Origin of the sequence: Protofrankia sp. CiP3 (assembly GCF_917627345.1) — a bacterium.
Classification (GTDB): domain Bacteria; phylum Actinomycetota; class Actinomycetes; order Frankiales; family Frankiaceae; genus Protofrankia.
Window position 1 is genome coordinate 4451 of sequence record NZ_CAKJTM010000080.1, and the last position, 17732, is coordinate 22182.

Annotated in this window: 14 protein-coding genes; 12 read left to right on the top strand and 2 right to left on the bottom strand. The window is 69.2% G+C overall.

Features of this window, described 5'->3' with window-relative positions; all coding sequences use genetic code 11:
• The first annotated feature begins 199 nt into the window (after nt 1-199).
• Together MJ797_RS20535 and MJ797_RS20540 are read left to right on the top strand one after the other, a co-directional pair.
• A complete protein-coding gene (locus tag MJ797_RS20535) occupies nt 200-811 on the top strand; it encodes a TetR/AcrR family transcriptional regulator (protein WP_239338950.1) in 612 nt (203 codons plus the stop codon).
• 493 nt (nt 812-1304) lie between these two features.
• Nucleotides 1305-2936, top strand: a complete 1632-nt coding sequence (locus tag MJ797_RS20540) for an FAD-binding protein (protein WP_239338970.1) — start codon at nt 1305-1307, stop codon at nt 2934-2936.
• Nucleotides 2937-3041: 105 nt separating this feature from the next.
• Here the strand turns inward: MJ797_RS20540 and MJ797_RS20545 are convergent, their stop codons facing one another.
• Entirely contained in the window at nt 3042-3617 is a 576-nt protein-coding gene (locus tag MJ797_RS20545) for a PadR family transcriptional regulator (protein ID WP_308128353.1), read from the bottom strand.
• A 145-nt stretch (nt 3618-3762) separates the two neighbouring features.
• On the opposite strand from MJ797_RS20545, the gene MJ797_RS20550 reads away from it, so the two are divergent.
• From MJ797_RS20550 to MJ797_RS20590, 8 genes are all read left to right on the top strand, one after another.
• Nucleotides 3763-4668, top strand: coding sequence for an SDR family NAD(P)-dependent oxidoreductase (locus MJ797_RS20550; protein WP_239339020.1), 906 nt, complete (start codon nt 3763-3765; stop codon nt 4666-4668).
• 245 nt (nt 4669-4913) lie between these two features.
• The gene (locus tag MJ797_RS20555) at nt 4914-5873 is read left to right on the top strand and encodes a beta-ketoacyl-ACP synthase III (protein WP_239339023.1); all 960 of its coding nucleotides are present in this window, start codon (nt 4914-4916) and stop codon (nt 5871-5873) included.
• Between the two features lie 32 nt (nt 5874-5905).
• Entirely contained in the window at nt 5906-6175 is a 270-nt protein-coding gene (locus MJ797_RS20560) for an acyl carrier protein (protein WP_239339044.1), read from the top strand.
• Nucleotides 6176-6225: 50 nt separating this feature from the next.
• Complete coding sequence (locus MJ797_RS20565; protein WP_239339047.1) at nt 6226-7182, top strand: oxidoreductase; 957 nt, start codon at nt 6226-6228, stop codon at nt 7180-7182.
• 17 nt (nt 7183-7199) lie between these two features.
• Nucleotides 7200-8588: an FAD-dependent oxidoreductase gene (locus MJ797_RS20570; RefSeq protein WP_239339068.1), complete on the top strand. Its 1389-nt coding sequence runs from the start codon at nt 7200-7202 to the stop codon at nt 8586-8588.
• Nucleotides 8589-8681: 93 nt separating this feature from the next.
• Nucleotides 8682-9635 carry an enoyl-CoA hydratase/isomerase family protein gene (locus tag MJ797_RS20575; RefSeq protein ID WP_239339103.1) on the top strand — a complete coding sequence of 318 codons (954 nt, stop codon included), beginning with the start codon at nt 8682-8684 and terminating at the stop codon, nt 9633-9635.
• A 78-nt stretch (nt 9636-9713) separates the two neighbouring features.
• The gene (locus tag MJ797_RS20585) at nt 9714-11060 is read left to right on the top strand and encodes an NAD(P)/FAD-dependent oxidoreductase (protein ID WP_255739293.1); all 1347 of its coding nucleotides are present in this window, start codon (nt 9714-9716) and stop codon (nt 11058-11060) included.
• Complete coding sequence (locus tag MJ797_RS20590; RefSeq protein WP_239339106.1) at nt 11057-11908, top strand: SDR family oxidoreductase; 852 nt, start codon at nt 11057-11059, stop codon at nt 11906-11908. The genes MJ797_RS20585 and MJ797_RS20590 overlap by 4 nt, the downstream gene beginning before the upstream one ends.
• 95 nt (nt 11909-12003) lie before the next feature.
• On the opposite strand, the gene MJ797_RS20595 is transcribed toward MJ797_RS20590, so the two are convergent.
• Complete coding sequence (locus MJ797_RS20595) at nt 12004-13569, bottom strand: GMC oxidoreductase (protein WP_239339109.1); 1566 nt, start codon at nt 13567-13569, stop codon at nt 12004-12006.
• Between the two features lie 677 nt (nt 13570-14246).
• On the opposite strand from MJ797_RS20595, the gene MJ797_RS20600 reads away from it, so the two are divergent.
• Nucleotides 14247-16037 (top strand): fatty acyl-AMP ligase, encoded by a 1791-nt coding sequence (locus MJ797_RS20600; protein WP_239339128.1) that lies wholly within the window; start codon nt 14247-14249, stop codon nt 16035-16037.
• Nucleotides 16034-17732: beta-ketoacyl synthase N-terminal-like domain-containing protein (locus MJ797_RS20605; protein ID WP_239339131.1), on the top strand; the 1699-nt coding region annotated here is incomplete at its 3' end. The genes MJ797_RS20600 and MJ797_RS20605, both read left to right, overlap by 4 nt.

Sequence of the window (17732 nt, forward strand, 5' to 3'; positions counted from 1 at the left end):
CCGGTCGCTCTTAATCGCCAACGGCACCGCGTCTTGAACGGCGACGCCGTGCACACGGCAGGCGACCCCCGAGGACAGTCGAGCGGGAGGCTCAGAGCGACCCCCACCCAGGTAGCGGTTCTCGCCGTTCGGCGGCACCGATCCGGGGCCACCAACTTTGTCGAGACAACACATCCCGACAAATGTTACAGTCCTCCGTATGAAAGATGTTGCCGGCCCGGCCCGGCCGCATACCGGCCGGCGCCGCAATGAGCAGGCCCGCCAAGCTGTCCTCGATGCGGTCTGGACGCTGCTCAGCCGGCCCGATCGACCGCCGCTGACCATGGAGGGCATCGCCGTCGCCGCTGGCGTCGGCCGACAGACGATCTACCGCTGGTGGCCGTCCAAGGGCGCTATCGTGCTGGAAACCCTGGCCGAACGCGCCCGTACCGACGTTCCCCAGCCCGACACTGGCACCCTGCTTGGCGATCTGGAGACCTTCCTGTCCGCCACTTTCGCCCGTGGGGCCGACCCGACCGCCGCCGCGCTGCTGCGCCACATCATGGCTGAAGCCCAGCAGGACCCGGCCGTCGCCGACACTCTGCACCGCTTCACCTCCGCCCGGCGCGACGTACTGCGCGCGATCCTCGCCCAGGGCCGCGACCGCGGCGAGCTGCCCACCGGAGCCGACGTGGACCTCGGGGTCGACATCGCCTACGGCGTTTACTGGTACGCGCTCCTGCTCGGTCACGTGCCACTCACCTCTGAAGCCGCCCACGCACTGGCCCGGGCCGTCCTTGCCGCTCTGACCGCACCTGTGTCGTCGCCGTGAATGCCGGCAGCCGTGACCCGCCCGGCCAGGCTGACCACCAGCTTTTCCTTCAACCGCAAACCGTGAATCATTTTTCCGGCCAGCCCGGCGGTACCCCAGGCTGCCAATAGACCGATCCTTTGAATCCGTAATGAAATAACCTGTTCATTTTGAGCCTTCTGCAGGCCCGCAACCCGCGAAGACGCTCCCGAGAATGTATTTGTTAATGCATTACAGATCCTTTGCTGCCGCTTTTCGGGCGGTTTGAACTCGTTCCCCGGTCCCCGCTGGGGCCTATTCATCGAACTGGCCGCGCTGTTGCGCGCACTTTCCCGGCAACGAGGCTGGTAGAAGCAGCACCATCAAAAACAACAGTCGCCTCCCGTCGAGGCGACGTATGCGTGCCAGCGCTGCCGAAACCGGGTTTTCTCGAGAAACGCAAAACTCATGGGAACTGACACTTCCAGTTACGAACCTGCAGTTACGAACCTGTCCAGATGTGGAGGCGACGGAAATGGGTGAGGTCAGCCGACGGGGGATACTTATCGGTGGCACGGCGGTGGCTGTCGGGGCCGCCACGCCAGCCATAGCGGCCCAGGCGAATACCACGCCGGCCGACAGCACGGCCGGCTCCGGGTGCGTGGTCACCCCGGCTGTGTCGGTCACGGCATCCGATGCCCGATACCCGGAGCTGGTCCGGGGAATCAACCAGCGGTGGGTCGCGGCCCCGGACGCCGTCCGCCTGGTCCGCTCGACCGCGCAGGTCGTCCAGGCCGTGCAGGAGGCGGTCGACGCCGGCAAACGGCTGTCGGTCCGCAGTGGCGGCCACTGCTACGCCGATTTCGTCAGCAACCCCGACACCAAAATTTTGCTTGACCTGTCCGGAATGTCCTGTGTCTCGTTCGACCCTCAGCGCGCCGCGTTCCGGATAGAGGCCGGCGCCCAGCTCGGGCACATCTACGAGCTGCTCTACCGCGACTGGGGGGTGACGATTCCGGGCGGGGTGTGCCCGACGGTCGGCATCGGCGGGCACGCCAGCGGCGGCGGCTTCGGCCTGCTGAGCCGGAAGTTCGGCCTGGTCGCCGACCACATCGACGCTGTCGAGATGGTGGTTGTCGGCAGCGACGGCAAGGCACGCGTGGTCATCGCCTCGCGCGGCTCCGCCGACCCCAACAACGACCTGTGGTGGGCCACCACCGGGGGCGGTGGCGGGAACTTCGGCGTGGTGACCCGCTTCTGGTTCCGGTCCGCATCGGCGACCGGGACCGACCCCGGTGCGGCCCTGCCACGTCCGCCGGCCCGGGTGCTGCTCAGCTCCGTGCCGCTGCCGTGGAGCGCCCTGAGCCAGGCTTCGTTCACCACGCTGGTGCGCAACTTCGGCCGTTGGCACGAGCAGAACAGCGCGCCGAGCTCGCCGTACACATCGCTGGCTGGGATCATGTTCATCCGCCAGGGCCCGACCGGCGGCATCCAGCTCGTCACCCAGCTCGACGGGACACTGAGCAACGCCGGCCAGCTGCTGGCCGACTACCGGGCCGCGCTGCTCGACGGCAGTGGCATCACCGTGCCCTTCCCAGCCAGGCCGGTGGCCTGGCTGGCATCGACCAGGCTGGTCGGCACCAGCAACCCGACCCTGCTGTACGACCCGACCCTGCGCAGCGCGGTGAAGTCGGCCTACCTGCGCACGTCCTTCAGCGACGATCAGATCGCGGCGATCTACATCAACATGACGCGCACGGACTACACGAACGCGAACGCGACGCTGCAGCTCTCCGGCTCCGGTGGACAGATCAACGCGATAGCACCAGCCGCGACGGCGACCGCCCACCGGAACGCGGTGGTCTACGCCCTGTTCGAAAATTTCTGGATCAGCCCGGCCGAGGACACCATCCACATCGCCTGGTTACGCGACCTCTACAGCCAGACGTTCGCCGCCACCGGCGGCTATCCGGTCCCGAACGAGCAGACCGACGGCTGTTACATCAACAACCCCGACCCGGATATCGTCGACCCGGCAATCAACACCTCCGGGGTGCCATTTTCAACCCTTTACTACAAAGATAATTACACGCGGCTGCGACGGGTGAAGGGCCGCTGGGACCCGACCAACGTCTTCCGGCATTCCCAGTCGATCGCACTACCCTGATCCGGTGAGTCCCGGGGGTGTGCGCGGACGAGCGGCCGGGCAGCGTTTATGCCGTCACGGATCGCCTGAACATTCACCACGAAGCAACCCCCGAAAAGCAAACTCTCAGCAGTTCGTCTCCATACCGTCTTCTGGATCTGGCTGGGCGGGCGGAACCCGCGCGGCCCAGTCAGACCAGTCGGCCAGCGCCTGGTAAAGCCGGATACCTGCTTCTACCGTGACCCGCAAGGACTGGACACGAGCCCCGGTCCCGAATTCGCCGCGATCCTTCGCCGCGGCGTAGCTGGTGTACTTCTCGACGAGCGAGCGGAAGTACTCAGCCTCCCGGTCCAGGTAGGCACGCAGGTCCTCCGGCTCCATGAGCCAGAAGAAGCAGGAGCGCAGCAACGGCTCCAGGCGCGGGGTATGGTCAACTTCGCCGGCGGTGAGCCAGGCACGCACCTCCTCAAGGCCCTTCGGGGTGATCCGATAGGCCTTGCGCCGCCGCGGCCCCTCACTCTCGAGCTCGATGAATCCGTCTTCGGCCAGGCGGCCCAGTTCCCCGTAGATCGCCGGATGCTTGGCCGGCCAGATGTGGCCGAGCACCTCACCGAAGCGCGCCGTGAGATCGTATCCGCTGGCCGGGGCCTCGGCCAGCAGGCCGAGCAGCGCGTAGTGCAGCGACATAGCCGGACTGTACATGTCAGCCTTGACATGCGGACGCCACTCGGACAAGGATGTTCCACATGACATGTCATCTCTGACATGTTTACTGTGCATATACTTGCCGCACTCCGCCGGCACGCGCGCTGCCCCGGCAGGCGCTGCTCCGGCAGGAAGGTCGAAGATGGCGAGACCCTCAGCACGCGTCGTCGTACTGACCGGCGCGACCGCTGGCATCGGCCGGTCACTGGCCACCCGGCTGGCGACCGAGGGGTACCGGCTCTTCGCGGTCGGCCGCGATCCGAGCAAGGCCGCGGCGCTGCGGTCCGAACTGGCCCGGTCCGGCGCGGCAGCGGAGACGATCGTGGCCGATCTCGCCGCGCCGTCCGGCTGGGATGCAGTCACTGAACGCGTCAGCGCCGGCACCGACCATATCGACATCCTGATCCACAATGCTGGTGTCCTGGTGCCCCGCCACATCCTGACCGATGAGGGCTGGGAACTGAACCTGGCCGTCCATCATCTGGCGCCGTTCGCGCTCACCGCCCGGCTGTGGCCGCTACTGGTCGCGGGGAGGCTGCCCGGGGCCGGGCCGCAGGACGCCAAGCCCCGGGTGGTCTGCGTCAACAGCGCCGGCCACCACACCAGCCTGGGCGGGCACGTCGAGCCGCGTTTCGACTTCACCGATCCGCATCACATGCGCGACTATGATCCCTTTCTCGCCTACAGCCGGTCGAAGCTGGCCAATCTTTACTTTGTCTACGAGCTGGCCCGCCGCCGTGGCGATATGGTCACCGTCAACGCGATGCATCCGGGCGTGACCCGCACCGATATTGGCCGGGATTTTCCGCGGGCCTTCGTGCTGGCGGCACTGGCATTCGCGTCGTCGCCGAAACGAGCAGCCCGCGATATTCACCACCTGGCGACCGACCCAACAGTGACCACGAATGGCGCGTACTACGATCAGACGCGCCTGACCCGGTCGTCCGGGCCTTCCTATGACACCGACGCCGCCCGCCAGATGTGGGATCTTACCGAACGCATGCTAGCCCGCTTCCTGCCGGATTTATTCTCGTTGTCAACCACATGACAGGCGTCCGTCCCGGGGCGGCGGCACAGCATCCTGTCAGCCCCAGCACCAGTACAACGGCCACCCTTGTGTGAACACCTTGCCGACGGCCAGCATGACGAACAAATAACCGCCGAAGAAGGGGAAAATATGCGCGGAGAGGATGAGCTTATTTCTCTCGGGGCTTCCGGCGATGACAGTCATGACTGGGCGGCCCGGCACACGACCGGGCTGGCGTTAACCTATCGTGATCACACGGATGCCACGTGAGCGTCCACGTCCGGTCGCCACACGCCCGTATCCTCGGCCTGGGGGATTACCGGCCATCACGAGTAGTAACCAATGACGAGCTGGCCGAGACCATCGACACCAGCGACACGTGGATCCGGTCCCGGACCGGGATCGGATCCCGCCATGTCGCGGCGCCGGACGACACCGTCGTGTCCATGGCCGTCGAGGCTGGCAGGAAAGCACTGGCCGCGAGCCGGCTGAGTGCCGACAGCATCGACGTCGTGATCCTTGCTACCTGTTCGATCCCACGGGCGATCCCGGGTGGTGCGTCCATGGTCGCGGAACTGCTGGGCTGCGCGTCACCAGCGGCGTTCGACCTCAACTCCGCCTGTTCTGGCTTCTGCCACGGGCTGGAGGTGGCGGCCAGCCTGGTCTGCCGCGGGTCCGCCCGCCATGTGCTGGTCGTCGGGTCAGAGCGGTTCACCGCCGACTGGATCGACTGGGAGGACCGGGGCGTCTGCGTCCTGTTCGGCGACGGCGCCGGCGCGGCCACTGTTGGTCCCTCGAGCGAGCCCGACATCGGCCCAGTTGTGTGGGGCAGCGATGGTTCGGGCGCCCGGTTCATCGCCGTACCCGACGGTGACTGGGCTATCCGGATGGACGGCCGCAACGTCTACAGGTGGGCCATGACCCACGTCGCCCCGCTGGCCCGCCACGTGTGCGATGAGGCCGGCGTCCGCCCGGCGGACCTCGCCGCGATCGTTCCCCATCAGGCCAACCTGCGGATTGTCGAGGCGGTCGCGCGCACAGTCGCCTCGCACGGCGCCGTCGTTGCCACCGATGTCGTGGACACCGGCAATACGTCGGCGGCATCGGTGCCGCTTGCCCTGTCGCGGCTCGTCCGCGAGCAGCAGGTCAGCTCCGGTGACCTGGTACTTCTGCTGGCCTTCGGCGCTGGCCTGAGCTGGGCCGGCCAGGTCGTCCGGATGCCCTGACCGTTCATTCACCTTCTTGCGGAGGCAGAGAAATGTCCACCAACGACGCTCTCATTCTGCTGCGATCGGTCGTCCGTGAAATCGCCCAGGTCGACATCGACGGGCTGGCGCGCACGACCACCTTCACCGAGCTCGACATCGACTCCCTGACGGTCGTTGAGATTACGACTGCCATGGAGGAGTCACTCGGTGCCAAGATTCCCGCCGACGTGTTCGCCGATCTCGCTACTATTGGTGAACTCGAAGAGCAAGTGGTGCGCATGGCCGGTGGGCCGGAGGCGGCTATGTCCCCGTCAACGTAGGAAAGCGGTTGCTCCAGAGCGAGTGACCGCGACAGCCCAGGGAGAAAACAATGGCGAACCAAGGCGGCAAGCTCCGCATCCAGAAGAAGTGGAGCGAAGACGCGATCGTCGACCAGAGCGGTCGGACGGCGATCGTGACCGGCGCGAATGGTGGTCTGGGTTTCATCACCGCACGCGAGCTGGCCAGGGCGGGCGCCCAGGTCCTGCTGGCCTGCCGCGACATCAGCCGCGGTGAGGCCGCGGCTGCCGAGATTCGGGCCGCCGTGCCCGGCGGCCAGGTCCAGGCGCGGACGCTGGACCTGGCCGACCTCGGTTCGGTGCGCAAATTCGCCGCCGATTTCGGCCGGGAGAACGCGCGGCTCGACCTGCTGATCAACAACGCTGGTGTGATGGCGACGCCGAAGCGGACGACCGCCGACGGCTTCGAGCTGCAGCTCGGCACCAACCACCTCGGCCACTTCGCGCTCACCGGCTTGCTGCTGCCCAATCTGCTGGCCGCCTCCGATCCCCGCGTCGTCACCGTGAGCAGCACCCTGCACGCCTATGGGAAAATCACGTTTGACGATCTGCAGCGGGAGCGCCGCTACCGGCGCTATGGCGCCTACTTCCAGGCCAAGCTGGCCAACCTGCTGTTCGCCTTCGAACTCGATCGCCGGGCTGGGGGCACGCTGCGCAGCGTCGCCGCCCACCCCGGCTACGCGGCGACCAACCTCCAGCTGGCCGGGCTCAAGGGCCCGGTGCGGACGGGCATGGCCATCAGCAACAAGGCATTCGCGCTCAGCCCGCGGATGGGCGCGCTGCCGATCCTGTGCGCGGCGACACTGCCCGATCTGCCCGGCGGTGCCTTCGTCGGGCCGAGCAAGCTGATGGGCTACCGGGGCTACCCAGGAGCGGCCAAGGCCAGCAAGCGGGCACGCGATACCGAGGTCGCAGCCCACCTGTGGGACGTCTCCGAGGCGGCCACCGGCGTCCACTACGCGCTGGCCACCGACCAGACGCGGGCTTAGCAGCCATGGGTGGCGAGGTGACGACGCGCGGGGCCGGGATCCCCGACGAAGCGGACGTGGTGGTGGTCGGGGCCGGTCTGGCCGGCTTGATGGCCGGCCGGGTGGCGCTGCGGGCTGGCCTGGCGCCGGTGGTTCTGGAGGCCCGCGGCCGGGTCGGCGGCCGGGTCGTGAGCGAGCCGAGCGGCCACGGCTCCTGCGTCGTCGAGATGGGTGGCCAGTGGCTGGCTGGCCGCAACAAGCGGGTCCGGGCGCTGGCCGCCAGCGCCGGGATCGAGCTGTTCGAGACCTATGGCCAGGGCAACGACCTGCTGGAGGTCTCCGGGGAGGTCCGGCGGCAGCGGCGCAAGGTGCCTCCGCTGCGGCCAGCCGCGCTGCTCGACGTGGGACTGGCCCGGTTCCGGCTCGACCGCGAGGCGCGCCGGGTCCCGGCCGCCGCGCCGTGGGATGCGGCCCGGGCCGAGCAATGGTCGCGGATGACGGTCGGGGCCTGGCTCGACAGGGCGGTCCACACCGCGGAGGGCCGTTCGGTTCTGCGCACCGCCATCGCTACGGTCTGGGGGGCTGAGCCGCATCAGCTCACGATGCTGCAGGCGCTCGCCCACATCGGCGCGGCCGGCAGCTTCGACGCGACAACAGCCAACGACCTTGCCTTCCGGGTCGTTGGCGGGGCGCAGCGGCTGTCCGATCACCTCGCCACGGAGCTGGGTGACCGGCTGCTGTGCGATCGCCCGGTCACGACCGTCCGCGACGATGGGACCGGGGTCGAAGTCGAGGCGGGCGGCGCCCGGATCCGGGCGCGACGGGTGATCGTCGCTGTCCCGCCCGCGCTGGTCGGGCAGATTCGGTTCGACCCGCCGCTGCCCGCCGCGCGCCACCAGGCGATCGCGAGTCTGCCGATGGCCCACGTCATCAAGGTCGCGGCCGTCTATGACAGGCCGTTCTGGCGGGACGAGGGCCTGTCCGGCCGGGCCCTGAGTACGCAGGGACCGGTGACCGGCACCTTCGACAACTCGCCGTTGTCCGGGCGCCCCGGTGTGCTGGTCGGCTTCGTGCCGGGCGATCGGGCCCGGGCCCTGGCGGCCCGGCCGGCGCAGGAGCGGCGGGAGAAGGTACTGGCCTCCTTCACCCGGCTGTTCGGGCCGCTGGCTGCCCGGCCCCGCCAGTATCTGGAGAAGGACTGGGCGGCTGAGGAGTGGACCCGCGGCTGCTACTTCGGTATCGCCACCCCCGGTTCCTTGACCGGCCCGGTCCGCGGGCTACGGGAACCGACCGGCCGGATCCACTGGGCCGGGGCTGAGACCGCCCTGGACAACTACGGCGGGATGGACGGGGCGCTGTCCTCCGGTGAGCGGGCCGCCGGGGAGGTGGTGACGGCGCTGTCGGCTGTCATGGACAAGATCGTGTAACGCCGGCCGGCCGACATCGGCGGGTGCTGGTGCGCGTGGCATCGCCGGCCGGTCCCGCGAACAGGCTCTGCCCCCACAGAAATGAGGACCGCGATGAGCGTTGTGGAGACCGAGAAGGATGGCGCGGTTCTCACCGTGCGGTTCAACAACCCACCCTTCAACCTGATCACCACCTCCGCGATGGGTGAGCTGAGCGCTGTGCTCGAGGCGGCCCGGCACGACCCGACGGTGCGGGCAGTCGTGCTGGCCAGCGCGGTACCTAACACCTTCATCGGGCATTACGACCTGGAGGAGGTCCTCGCTGTCGCTGACGGGCTCAGCCTGCCGGTGACGCCACGCACCGCCTACCCGGCGCTGTGGCTGGTCGCCGGCCTGCTGCGGACGCCCGGCCTGCGTGGCCTGGTGGGGCGCACCCCGGCCGCCGGTGTCGCCGCGCTCCTCGGTTTCCACGAGGTCGTGCGCCGGATGCGCGACAGCGACACAGCGTTCGTCGCCGCGATCGACGGCTCCGCGCTTGGGGGCGGTTTTGAACTGGCGCTGGCCTGCGATATCCGGATCGTCGGCGACGGGCCATACCGGATGGGGCTGCACGAGGGCCTGTTCGGGCTGATTCCTGGCGGGGGCGGCAGCCAGATCATCGCTCGCGCCATCGGCCCGGCGAAGGCGGTTGAGTTCCTTCTCGAAGGCTGTCTGGTTGACCCGCGGGCGGCGGTCGAGGTCGGCATCGCCCACCACCTTGTCGAGAGCAAGGAGGTGGCGGAGCTGGCCCACCAGACCGCCACCCGTCTCGCGGCCCGTTCGTCGATGGCGGTGCGGGCGGCCAAGCAGGCCGTCTATGTCGGCGGTTCGGTCAGCCTGCGCCGTGGGATGGCTATGGAACGGGCCCGTTTCCTGGCGCTGGTCAGCCGCAAGCCCGCCCAGGACGCCATGCGTCACTACGCGCGCCAGCTGGCGCGCCACCAGGAGAGCGGCAAGGACCTGGCGGAATTCACCCGCGACCAGCTCCCGGCCTGGCGGGCTGGGGCCGCGGCCGATTGTGCCGGTTGAACCGGACCCGCCTGAACCAGCCAACGGGCGAGGCGCGGCCCGCCCACCCACCGCATCCATTTCCCGGAGGAGACCATCGTGGGCGCGAGAAAGACAGGCGAGGCCCGGCGGGTCGCCGTCGTCGGCAGCGGAATCTCCGGTCTCTCGGCCGCGCTACGGCTCGAGCAGGCTGGGCACGACGTCGAGTTGATCGAACGTGATCCGGTGCTCGGCGGCCGGTTCGGCGTCGGCAAGCTCGGCGACAAGCAGGTGATGATGGGCGGGAAGAACATCGGGCGCAAGTACAGCGCGTTCCGCTCGTTCACCGCGGCCCTGGGCAGTTACCCGTGGGAGCCGTTCGGCATCAATCAGTCGTTCATGAAGGACGACGAGGTGCTCACCATCGACAGCACCCGGCGCGGCTCCAGCTTGAACAACATCCGTCGGATGGCGACCCCGCGCGACCTGGCCCGGCTCGGCCTGCTCGCGGCCCGGATCCGGCTCGATGACACCAACCGCTTCCTCGGCTCCAGCTACTTCACCGCGTTGTCCAGCAGTCACGACCACGTGCCGCTGTCCGGCCACTTCAGCCCGAAGGTCACGAAGACGCTGCTGCGGCCGATCACCGTCCGGATGAACGGGGCGGAACCGGACGAGGTCTACCTGGGTACTTTCGGTACCAACCTGTCCCTGCTGATGGACACCTACGACCAGCTCACCGGCGGCATCCAGCCGGCTCTGGAGGCGCTGTCCCGCCGGGTCACGGTCCGGCTCGGCACGACGGTCGAGGGCCTGGTCATGCGCGACGGCGCGGCCGTCGGGCTGCGGCTGTCCGCGGACGGGGTGGACAGCGAGCGCTCCTACGACGGCATCGTCATCGCGACCCCGGCTTATGCGACGGCCGACATCGTGCTGTCGGAGATGCCGTGGCTGTCCAAGCGGCTGTCGGAGGTACGTTACTTCGGCTCGTCGGTCGTCCTGGTCGAGTACGACCGGCCGATCTTCACCCCTGAGGTGCGGGCGCTGGCCATCAACGACAGCGGCCCGTGCAGTAACGCCGGGTCGTACGCCATGGAGTCACGCCACATCGTCCGCTACACCTACAGCGGTCGCCCGGGCCGGATCGGCGATCAGGAGCAGGCAACTCTGGACGACTGGGTGGGGGAGACCGAGGAACGTCTCGTCCGCTATCTGGGGGCCAGCCGAGCCAAGCGGGTTACCACTGGCGGGCGGACCTGGAACGCGGCCTATTGCGCCTACCTGCCTTTCCATGGCGAGTTCCTCCGTGAGGTCGCTCAGGCCGTGGCCGGCGTTCCCGGCTTGGAGCTGGCTGGCGACTACCTGTTGGGGGTCTCGCTGGAGTCGTGCTGCCGCTCCGGACGTAACGCCGGCGATCGGATGATCGAGGCGATCGGCGCGCCGATCCCGGTCCGGACCGGGCGATGAGCGGCTCACCCGACGAGTACCGGCCGTTCAGCGGCGGGGGGACCCCGGCTCGGCCGTGGGCCGTGGTGACAGGGGCTTCGTCCGGCATCGGCGAGGCACTGGCCCGAGGCCTGGCCGCCCACGGACATCCGCTGTGGCTCGTGGCCCGCCGTGGCGACGTGCTGGAGCGCCTCGCCAAGGAGCTGCGGGCCGCGCACGGTGTCGATATCGAGATCAGCGTGTGCGACCTGGCTGACCGCGGCCAACGGGCCCGGCTGCGCGACGCGCTGGCCGCCGTGCCGGTGGCGGTGCTGTGCAACAACGCCGGCTTCCCGACCTGCGGCGCGCTCACGGCGAACGACCCTGCCCGGGAGATCGAGGAGGTCGAGGTCAACGTGGCCGCCGTTCACGACCTCACCTTGGCCGTTCTGCCCGGCATGGTCGAGCGGCGCTGCGGGGCCATCCTGTTCACCGGGTCGACGGCCGGTGTCCAGCCGGTCCCGACCGCGGCCACGTACGCGGCGTCGAAGGCGTTCGTGAACTCGTTCGCCGAGGCGCTGCACGAGGAGATGGCCGGCACCGGCGTGACCTGTACGTTGCTGGCTCCCGGGCCGGTGCGCAGCGAGTTCTCCGCTGTCGGGGGCATCGGTGACATCGAATCGACCCGCTGGTTTGCCTGGAAGACACCGGAACGGGTGGCGGGGGAGGCGCTGGCCGGGCTGAAGGACGCGCGCCGGGTGGTGGTGCCCGGGGCCGCGGCGAAGTCGCAGGCGTTCTTCGGCCGTTACCTGCCCCGCCCGGTCGCGTTCTGGGTGATGCGTGCGGCCGTGCTGCCAACCCTGCGGTCGTCGCGGCGTACAACGTCGTGACGGGTGCGGTGCGGTGTACGCCGTCTGGCGAGCACCGCACCGCACCGAGGAGCGCAGCGATAGGGGAGAGCCCCGGCTGGGGCTCTCCCCTATGATCAGAAGCCGGCCGCGAGGATATTGTCTAATGCTCGTTCGGCCAGCGCCGCGATCGTGAAGCTGGGGTTCGCACCGCCGACATTGCCCGGGATGACCGAGGCATCGATCGCGTACAAGCCCTTGTATCCCTTGACCCGGCCGTAGAGGTCGGTGGCCTTGCCGAGTTCGCATCCGCCGAGCGGGTGCGCGGTGATTCCGGTGGGAGCCGGCGGCCCCTGTCCGGCGATGCCCTTGTCGACGAGCATCTGGTTGAACGCGATCGGCGCGGCTTCGGCCGGGACATTCTTGGACGCGTTCCAATCAGCCAGGTTCACCTGCGCGGTCGCCCGGTCGTATGTCCACGTGCCGCGGTTATCCATGTCGACCGCGACGCTGAACTGAGCAAGGTTCGGGGTCCCATTGAAGTTGATCAGCCACCAGTTCTCGACCCGCACCGGGATTCCGAAGTTCCCGTCGAGGAACGTCGTGGACACGCATGGCGCGGCCTGGGTGGCTCCGGTCGGGCCGGAGAAGCCCCGGAAGGTGAACGCGTCACCGTTGGTGCCCCAGTTCGAGCCGATCGCGGCGGACAGGTTCGGCAGCGCTCCCGTCTCCCGGGCCGCGACCAGCAGCCGGGTGGTGTTAATCGAGCCAGCGGCCAGGAACAGCAGGTCGGTGGTCAGTTCACGGGTGCTGACGACGCTGCCGTCGGTGGCGAGCTGGCGTACCTCGACCGCGTACCCGCTGCCCTTGCACGAGCGGATTCCGGTGACCTCGGTAAGCGGGTTGATCTGTACATTACCGGTACTCACCGCGGCCGGCAGGTAGTTCTGGGTTGTGTCGTTTTTGGCGCCGTCACTGTTACCGAAACTTGATTCACCGACAGTAGCCGACGGGCGCAGCTTCCCGGCAAGCTCGCCCCGTACCTTGTCCCAGTTGAAGTCGGTCATCACCGGGGTGGTAGGGAAGCCAGCCGCTCGCATCTGGTCGTCGTATGCCCGGGCATGGGTGAACGGGTCCGAGCGGTAGATATCGTCGGGCACCGTCTGCGTATTGAGCATCCTGCGCACCCGCGGGTAATAGACGCGGTCGAGTTCGCTGTAGGAAACGCCGGCCGGGAACAGCGCCTCGAAGTACTTGCGCGGCGGCTGCACGGTGCACCCCGCGTAGACCACCGAGCCGCCGCCGACCGCGGCCGCGCAGGCCATTTCGATCCCGTTGGCCACCACGATCTGCATGAGCCCGGGCACGCGGTCGATCGGCGTCTCCGGGACCCCTGGCCAGATCATCGTGTCCTGGAACCAGAACATGGAACTCGACGGGTTCAGCTCGGTGCTGAACACAGGTTCGGTTGGGCTGTAGCGGTAACGCTGCCCGCGTTCCAGGACCAGTGTGCGGATCCCGGCCTGGCCCAGCCGCAACGCGGCCACCGAGCCGCTGAATCCGGACCCGATGACGATGGCCCGCCGTCCGTTCACATCGCTGGCGGCGAATGCCGACGGATTGCCGATGACCGCGGTGGTGGCGGCCGTGACACCACCACCAACCGCGAGTCCGAGTAGCCTCCTGCGATCTATGACAGTCATACGCTGGACTCCATCCATTGTGCGGAACGGATAATTCTCCTTTGCTCCGGAGCTGGAGTCCGCACTGCCCGGCGGTGACGCGCACCTTAGTGGTCGCCGCCGGAAGTTCGCCCAGGGCCTGCCGGCGCCAGCCAGCGCCTCGCGACGCATCTGCCTGGCATCCGACATACCCCGAGCAACGTCCGGCGGCGACCGCTTAGGCCCCCCCAGTTCCGAAAGAGTGATCCACCCCGTGCACACCAGTGCGGGATACGAACATCTTTTTCTTTGCGGAACGAGCAGAAGATACCAATAAATAGTACGCGGCAAAAGTCTCTGGTCTGTCACATTGACGACCCGGTACTAGCATTATCGCTACCCGGCTAGGCATATAAGCCGAGCGGCATTAATCATGGTAACGCCGGTACTAGGAAAAGCGCGATGAAGACCGGATGGAGACCCTCTGACAACTCGCCGAGGGTTGACCGCGGCGTTCCTCCTGGTTATGTTTGTGACCGGGTTGTGATCGAAGCCCGTGCGTTGGTCGTGTATTTCCGGCACGGGCACTCGGGACCAGCCCGTTACTTTCCCAGCCATCGACGCCGCGGCGCGGTCACTGCCCCGCGTTCACTGCTGCCGGAAACGCCCGCCGGCTCGATACTGCCCGTACCGCACGGCGTCTGTCCAAGGAGCTGAATGTGCGTTCCTCGCCGCGGTCGACGACGATCGCCGCACTACTGACCGAACACGCGCGGGAACGGGGATCAAAAACCTTCTGCACCGTCCTTCCCGACGGCCGCCAGGAAGGCGTCTCGATTACCTACGAGCGCCTCGCGGCGGCCGCCCGCACGCTCGCGGCCCGCCTGCTGGACGTCTGCGCCCCGGGCGACCGGGCGCTCATCCTCGAGAACGACATCGCTGACTACATCGTCGCCTTCATGGCCTGCCAGCATGCCGGGGTGGTGGCCGTGCCGTTGGCGGTCCCCACGCCCGTGGGGTCGGCTCGCCGGATAGCCACGCTTCGGGCCATCGCCCGCGACTGCTCACCGGCGGCCGTGCTCACCGGCGGCCGGGGTGACCTGCGTGCACAGATCACTCGGTTCGCCCCAGAGCTGGATGCGCCGCGGTGGCTGGGGATCGGGCCCGACGTGTGGATGGCCGGACCGGGCGTCGAGGCCGCCCGGCAGGCCGTCCCGCCCCGGCCCGATGACCTGTCCTTCCTGCAGTACACATCGGGCTCCACCTCGACGCCGAAGGGCGTCATGGTCACCCATGAGGCGCTGCTGCGCAACGCCCGGGTGCAGGCGGACGGTATGGGCCTCGGCGCCGACGACGTGATCGTGTCCTGGTTGCCGTTGTTCCACGACATGGGTCTGATCGGCAAAGTGCTCCAGACGTTCTACCTGGGCGCCTCGGCCGTCCTCATGCCATCGCTGGTATTCGTGCAGCGGCCGGTCCGCTGGCTGACCGCTATCACCCGTTACCGGGGTACCGTTGCCGGCGCCCCGAACTTCGGCTATAATCTGTGCGTCCGGCGGGTCCCGCCGGATGAACGGGCCGAGCTGGACCTGACGAGCTGGCGGGTCGCGTTCAACGGCGCTGAGCCGGTCCGACCGGCGACCCTTGACGCGTTCGCGGCGGCCTATCGGCCCCACGGATTCGACCCGAAGGCCCTGCGCGCCGCCTACGGCCTCGCCGAGAACGTCCTGATCACCACCGTGTCGGCGGCCGGCGCCCAGCCGCGGACACTGCGGGTCGACCGAGCGGCGCTGGCCGCCGGGCGGCTGGTACCGGGTGGGAGCCAGACGATCGTGGGGGTCGGCGCGCCGACCGGGGAGCGCCGGGTAGAGATCGTCGACCCTGACACCGGCCAGCCACGCGCGTCGGGCCGTGTCGGCGAGGTCTGGGTCGGCGGCCCGGACCTCGCCGGCGGGTATTGGGGGCGGCCCGAGGAGAGCGAGCGTACCTTCGCGGCCCGGCTCGTCTCTGACGGTAACCAGCCGTTCCTGCGCACCGGCGACCTGGGCGTGCTGCACGACGGTGAGCTGTTCATCACCGGCCGGCTCAAGGACCTGGTCATCGTGGGCGGCCGCAACCACTATCCCCAGGATCTGGAGGCCACTGTCGAGGCCGCCCACCCATGGATCCGGGGTGGCGGCGGATGCGCCGCGTTCGCCGTCGCCCACGATGACGGCGACGGCGGGGAGAAGCTGGTGATCGTGGCCGAAATGGCCCGGCCGGCCGGCGCCTGGGCGGCTGCGGCGGCCAGCACCGTGCCGACGCTGGCCGAGATCACGCGGGCCGCCCGGGCATCGGTCGCCGCCGAACATGGGATCAACGTCGACGACCTGGTGCTTGTCGCGCCGGGCGCGGTGCCGCGGACGTCCAGTGGAAAGGTCCGCCGCCGGGCCTGCCGCGACGCCTACCTGGCCGGCGAGCTGACACCTGCCCGGCTGCCGGTGGCCGAGCCGGCGGGGAGAGCACAGTGACCGGCATCGACGCGATCGCCGCCTGGCTCCTCGCCCGGATCGCCGAAGTGACCGGGGCCGAGCCGGACACGATTGACAGCGACATCGAGTTCATCGCCCTCGGGCTGACGTCGATGCAGGCGGTGGAACTATCCGACGACCTACAGCGCCACATCGGCCGGCCGCTGTCACCCACGCTGGCCTACGACTACCCGACAATCGGCGCGGCCGCGGCCTTCGTGGCCGGCCTGGCCAGCGAGGCCGGCGAGGCGTTGGCGACCGGGACCGGGACCGGCGGCCCCGAACCGGTCGCGATCGTCGGGATCGGCTGCCGGGTCCCGGGCGCCGCCGGCCCGGAGGCGTACTGGCGGCTGCTGACCGGCGGCGTTGACGCGGTCGGCCACGTCCCGCCCGCCCGCTGGGACGCGGCCGCGCTGTACGACCCGGACCCGGCCACCGCCGGCAAGATGAACACCCGCTGGGGGGGTTTCCTCGACGACGTCGAGGGCTTCGACGCCGAGTTCTTCGGCATCGCCGCGCGCGAGGCGTCGCGGATGGACCCCCAGCAGCGGATCGCGCTGGAGGTGGCCTGGGAGGCCCTCGAAGACGCCGGGGTCGCACCGAGCGGGCTGGCCGGGTCGCGCACCGGTGTCTACCTGGGTGCCTCCACGTTCGATCACGGTATCGCCATGTTCAGCACCCTCGACGGTGCCGAGCCCTACGACGGGACCGGCGGCGTGCTGAGCATCGTGGCCAACCGCCTCTCGTACTGCCTGAACCTGCGCGGGCCGAGCCTGGTTGTCGACACCGCCTGCTCGTCGTCGCTGGTCGCGGTCTACCTGGCCTGCCAGGCGCTGCGGGCCGGCGAGACCGGGCTGGCGCTGGCCGGTGGGGTCAACGTCATCACCAGTCCGCGGATCGCCCTGAGCTTCAGCCGCGGCGGGCTGATGGCGGCCGACGGCCGGTGCAAGCCGTTCGACCACCGGGCCGACGGCTACGTCCGCGCCGAGGGCGCCGGGGTCGTGGTGCTCAAGACGCTGTCACAGGCGGTCGCCGACGGTGACCGCGTCTACGCGGTGATCCGGGCCGGCGCGCTCAACTCCGACGGCCGTACCAACGGGCTGACCGCGCCCAGCCGGCCAGCCCAGGAGGCGCTGCTGCGTTCGGCCTACGCCGCGGCCGGGGTGGACGCGGCGGCGGTCGACTACGTCGAGGCGCACGGCACTGGCACCGCGGTCGGCGACCGGATCGAGCTCGGGGCGCTGGTGGATGTGCTGCTGCCGGGCCGAACCGACGACCGCCCGCTGGTCGTCGGTTCGGCCAAGTCCAACCTTGGCCATCTGGAGGCGGCGGCCGGCATCGCCGGTCTGATCAAGGTGGCGCTGGCCTTGCACCACGGCGAGATCCCGCCGACTGTCCACTTCGAGCGGCCCAGCCCGCTGTCCGGGCTGGACGGCCTGGCGGTGCGGGTCGCGGCCGGCAACGGGCAGCGCTGGCCGGACCGGCCTGGCGGCCGGCCGGACCGGCTGGCCGGGGTCAGCTCCTTCGGCTTCGGTGGGACCAACTCCCACCTGGTGCTGTCGGGCGCGCCGGCCACGCCACAGCCGCCGCCGGCCGAACCGTCCGGCGACGGTGAGCCGGTGCTGCTGCCCCTGTCGGCCCGGACCGGACCGGCGCTCGCCAGGCGGGCGGCGGCCTGGGCCACCCGCCTGGCCG

Bases quoted from the DNA above. Each gene is read 5' to 3' on its own strand.
- MJ797_RS20535 (WP_239338950.1), top strand. From the start codon at position 200: ATGAAAGATGTTGCCGGCCCGGCCCGGCCGCATACCGGCCGGCGCCGC.
- MJ797_RS20540 (WP_239338970.1), top strand. From the start codon at position 1,305: ATGGGTGAGGTCAGCCGACGGGGGATACTTATCGGTGGCACGGCGGTG.
- MJ797_RS20545 (WP_308128353.1), bottom strand. From the start codon at position 3,617: ATGTACAGTCCGGCTATGTCGCTGCACTACGCGCTGCTCGGCCTGCTG.
- MJ797_RS20550 (WP_239339020.1), top strand. From the start codon at position 3,763: ATGGCGAGACCCTCAGCACGCGTCGTCGTACTGACCGGCGCGACCGCT.
- MJ797_RS20560 (WP_239339044.1), top strand. From the start codon at position 5,906: ATGTCCACCAACGACGCTCTCATTCTGCTGCGATCGGTCGTCCGTGAA.
- MJ797_RS20565 (WP_239339047.1), top strand. From the start codon at position 6,226: ATGGCGAACCAAGGCGGCAAGCTCCGCATCCAGAAGAAGTGGAGCGAA.
- MJ797_RS20575 (WP_239339103.1), top strand. From the start codon at position 8,682: ATGAGCGTTGTGGAGACCGAGAAGGATGGCGCGGTTCTCACCGTGCGG.
- MJ797_RS20590 (WP_239339106.1), top strand. From the start codon at position 11,057: ATGAGCGGCTCACCCGACGAGTACCGGCCGTTCAGCGGCGGGGGGACC.
- MJ797_RS20595 (WP_239339109.1), bottom strand. From the start codon at position 13,569: ATGACTGTCATAGATCGCAGGAGGCTACTCGGACTCGCGGTTGGTGGT.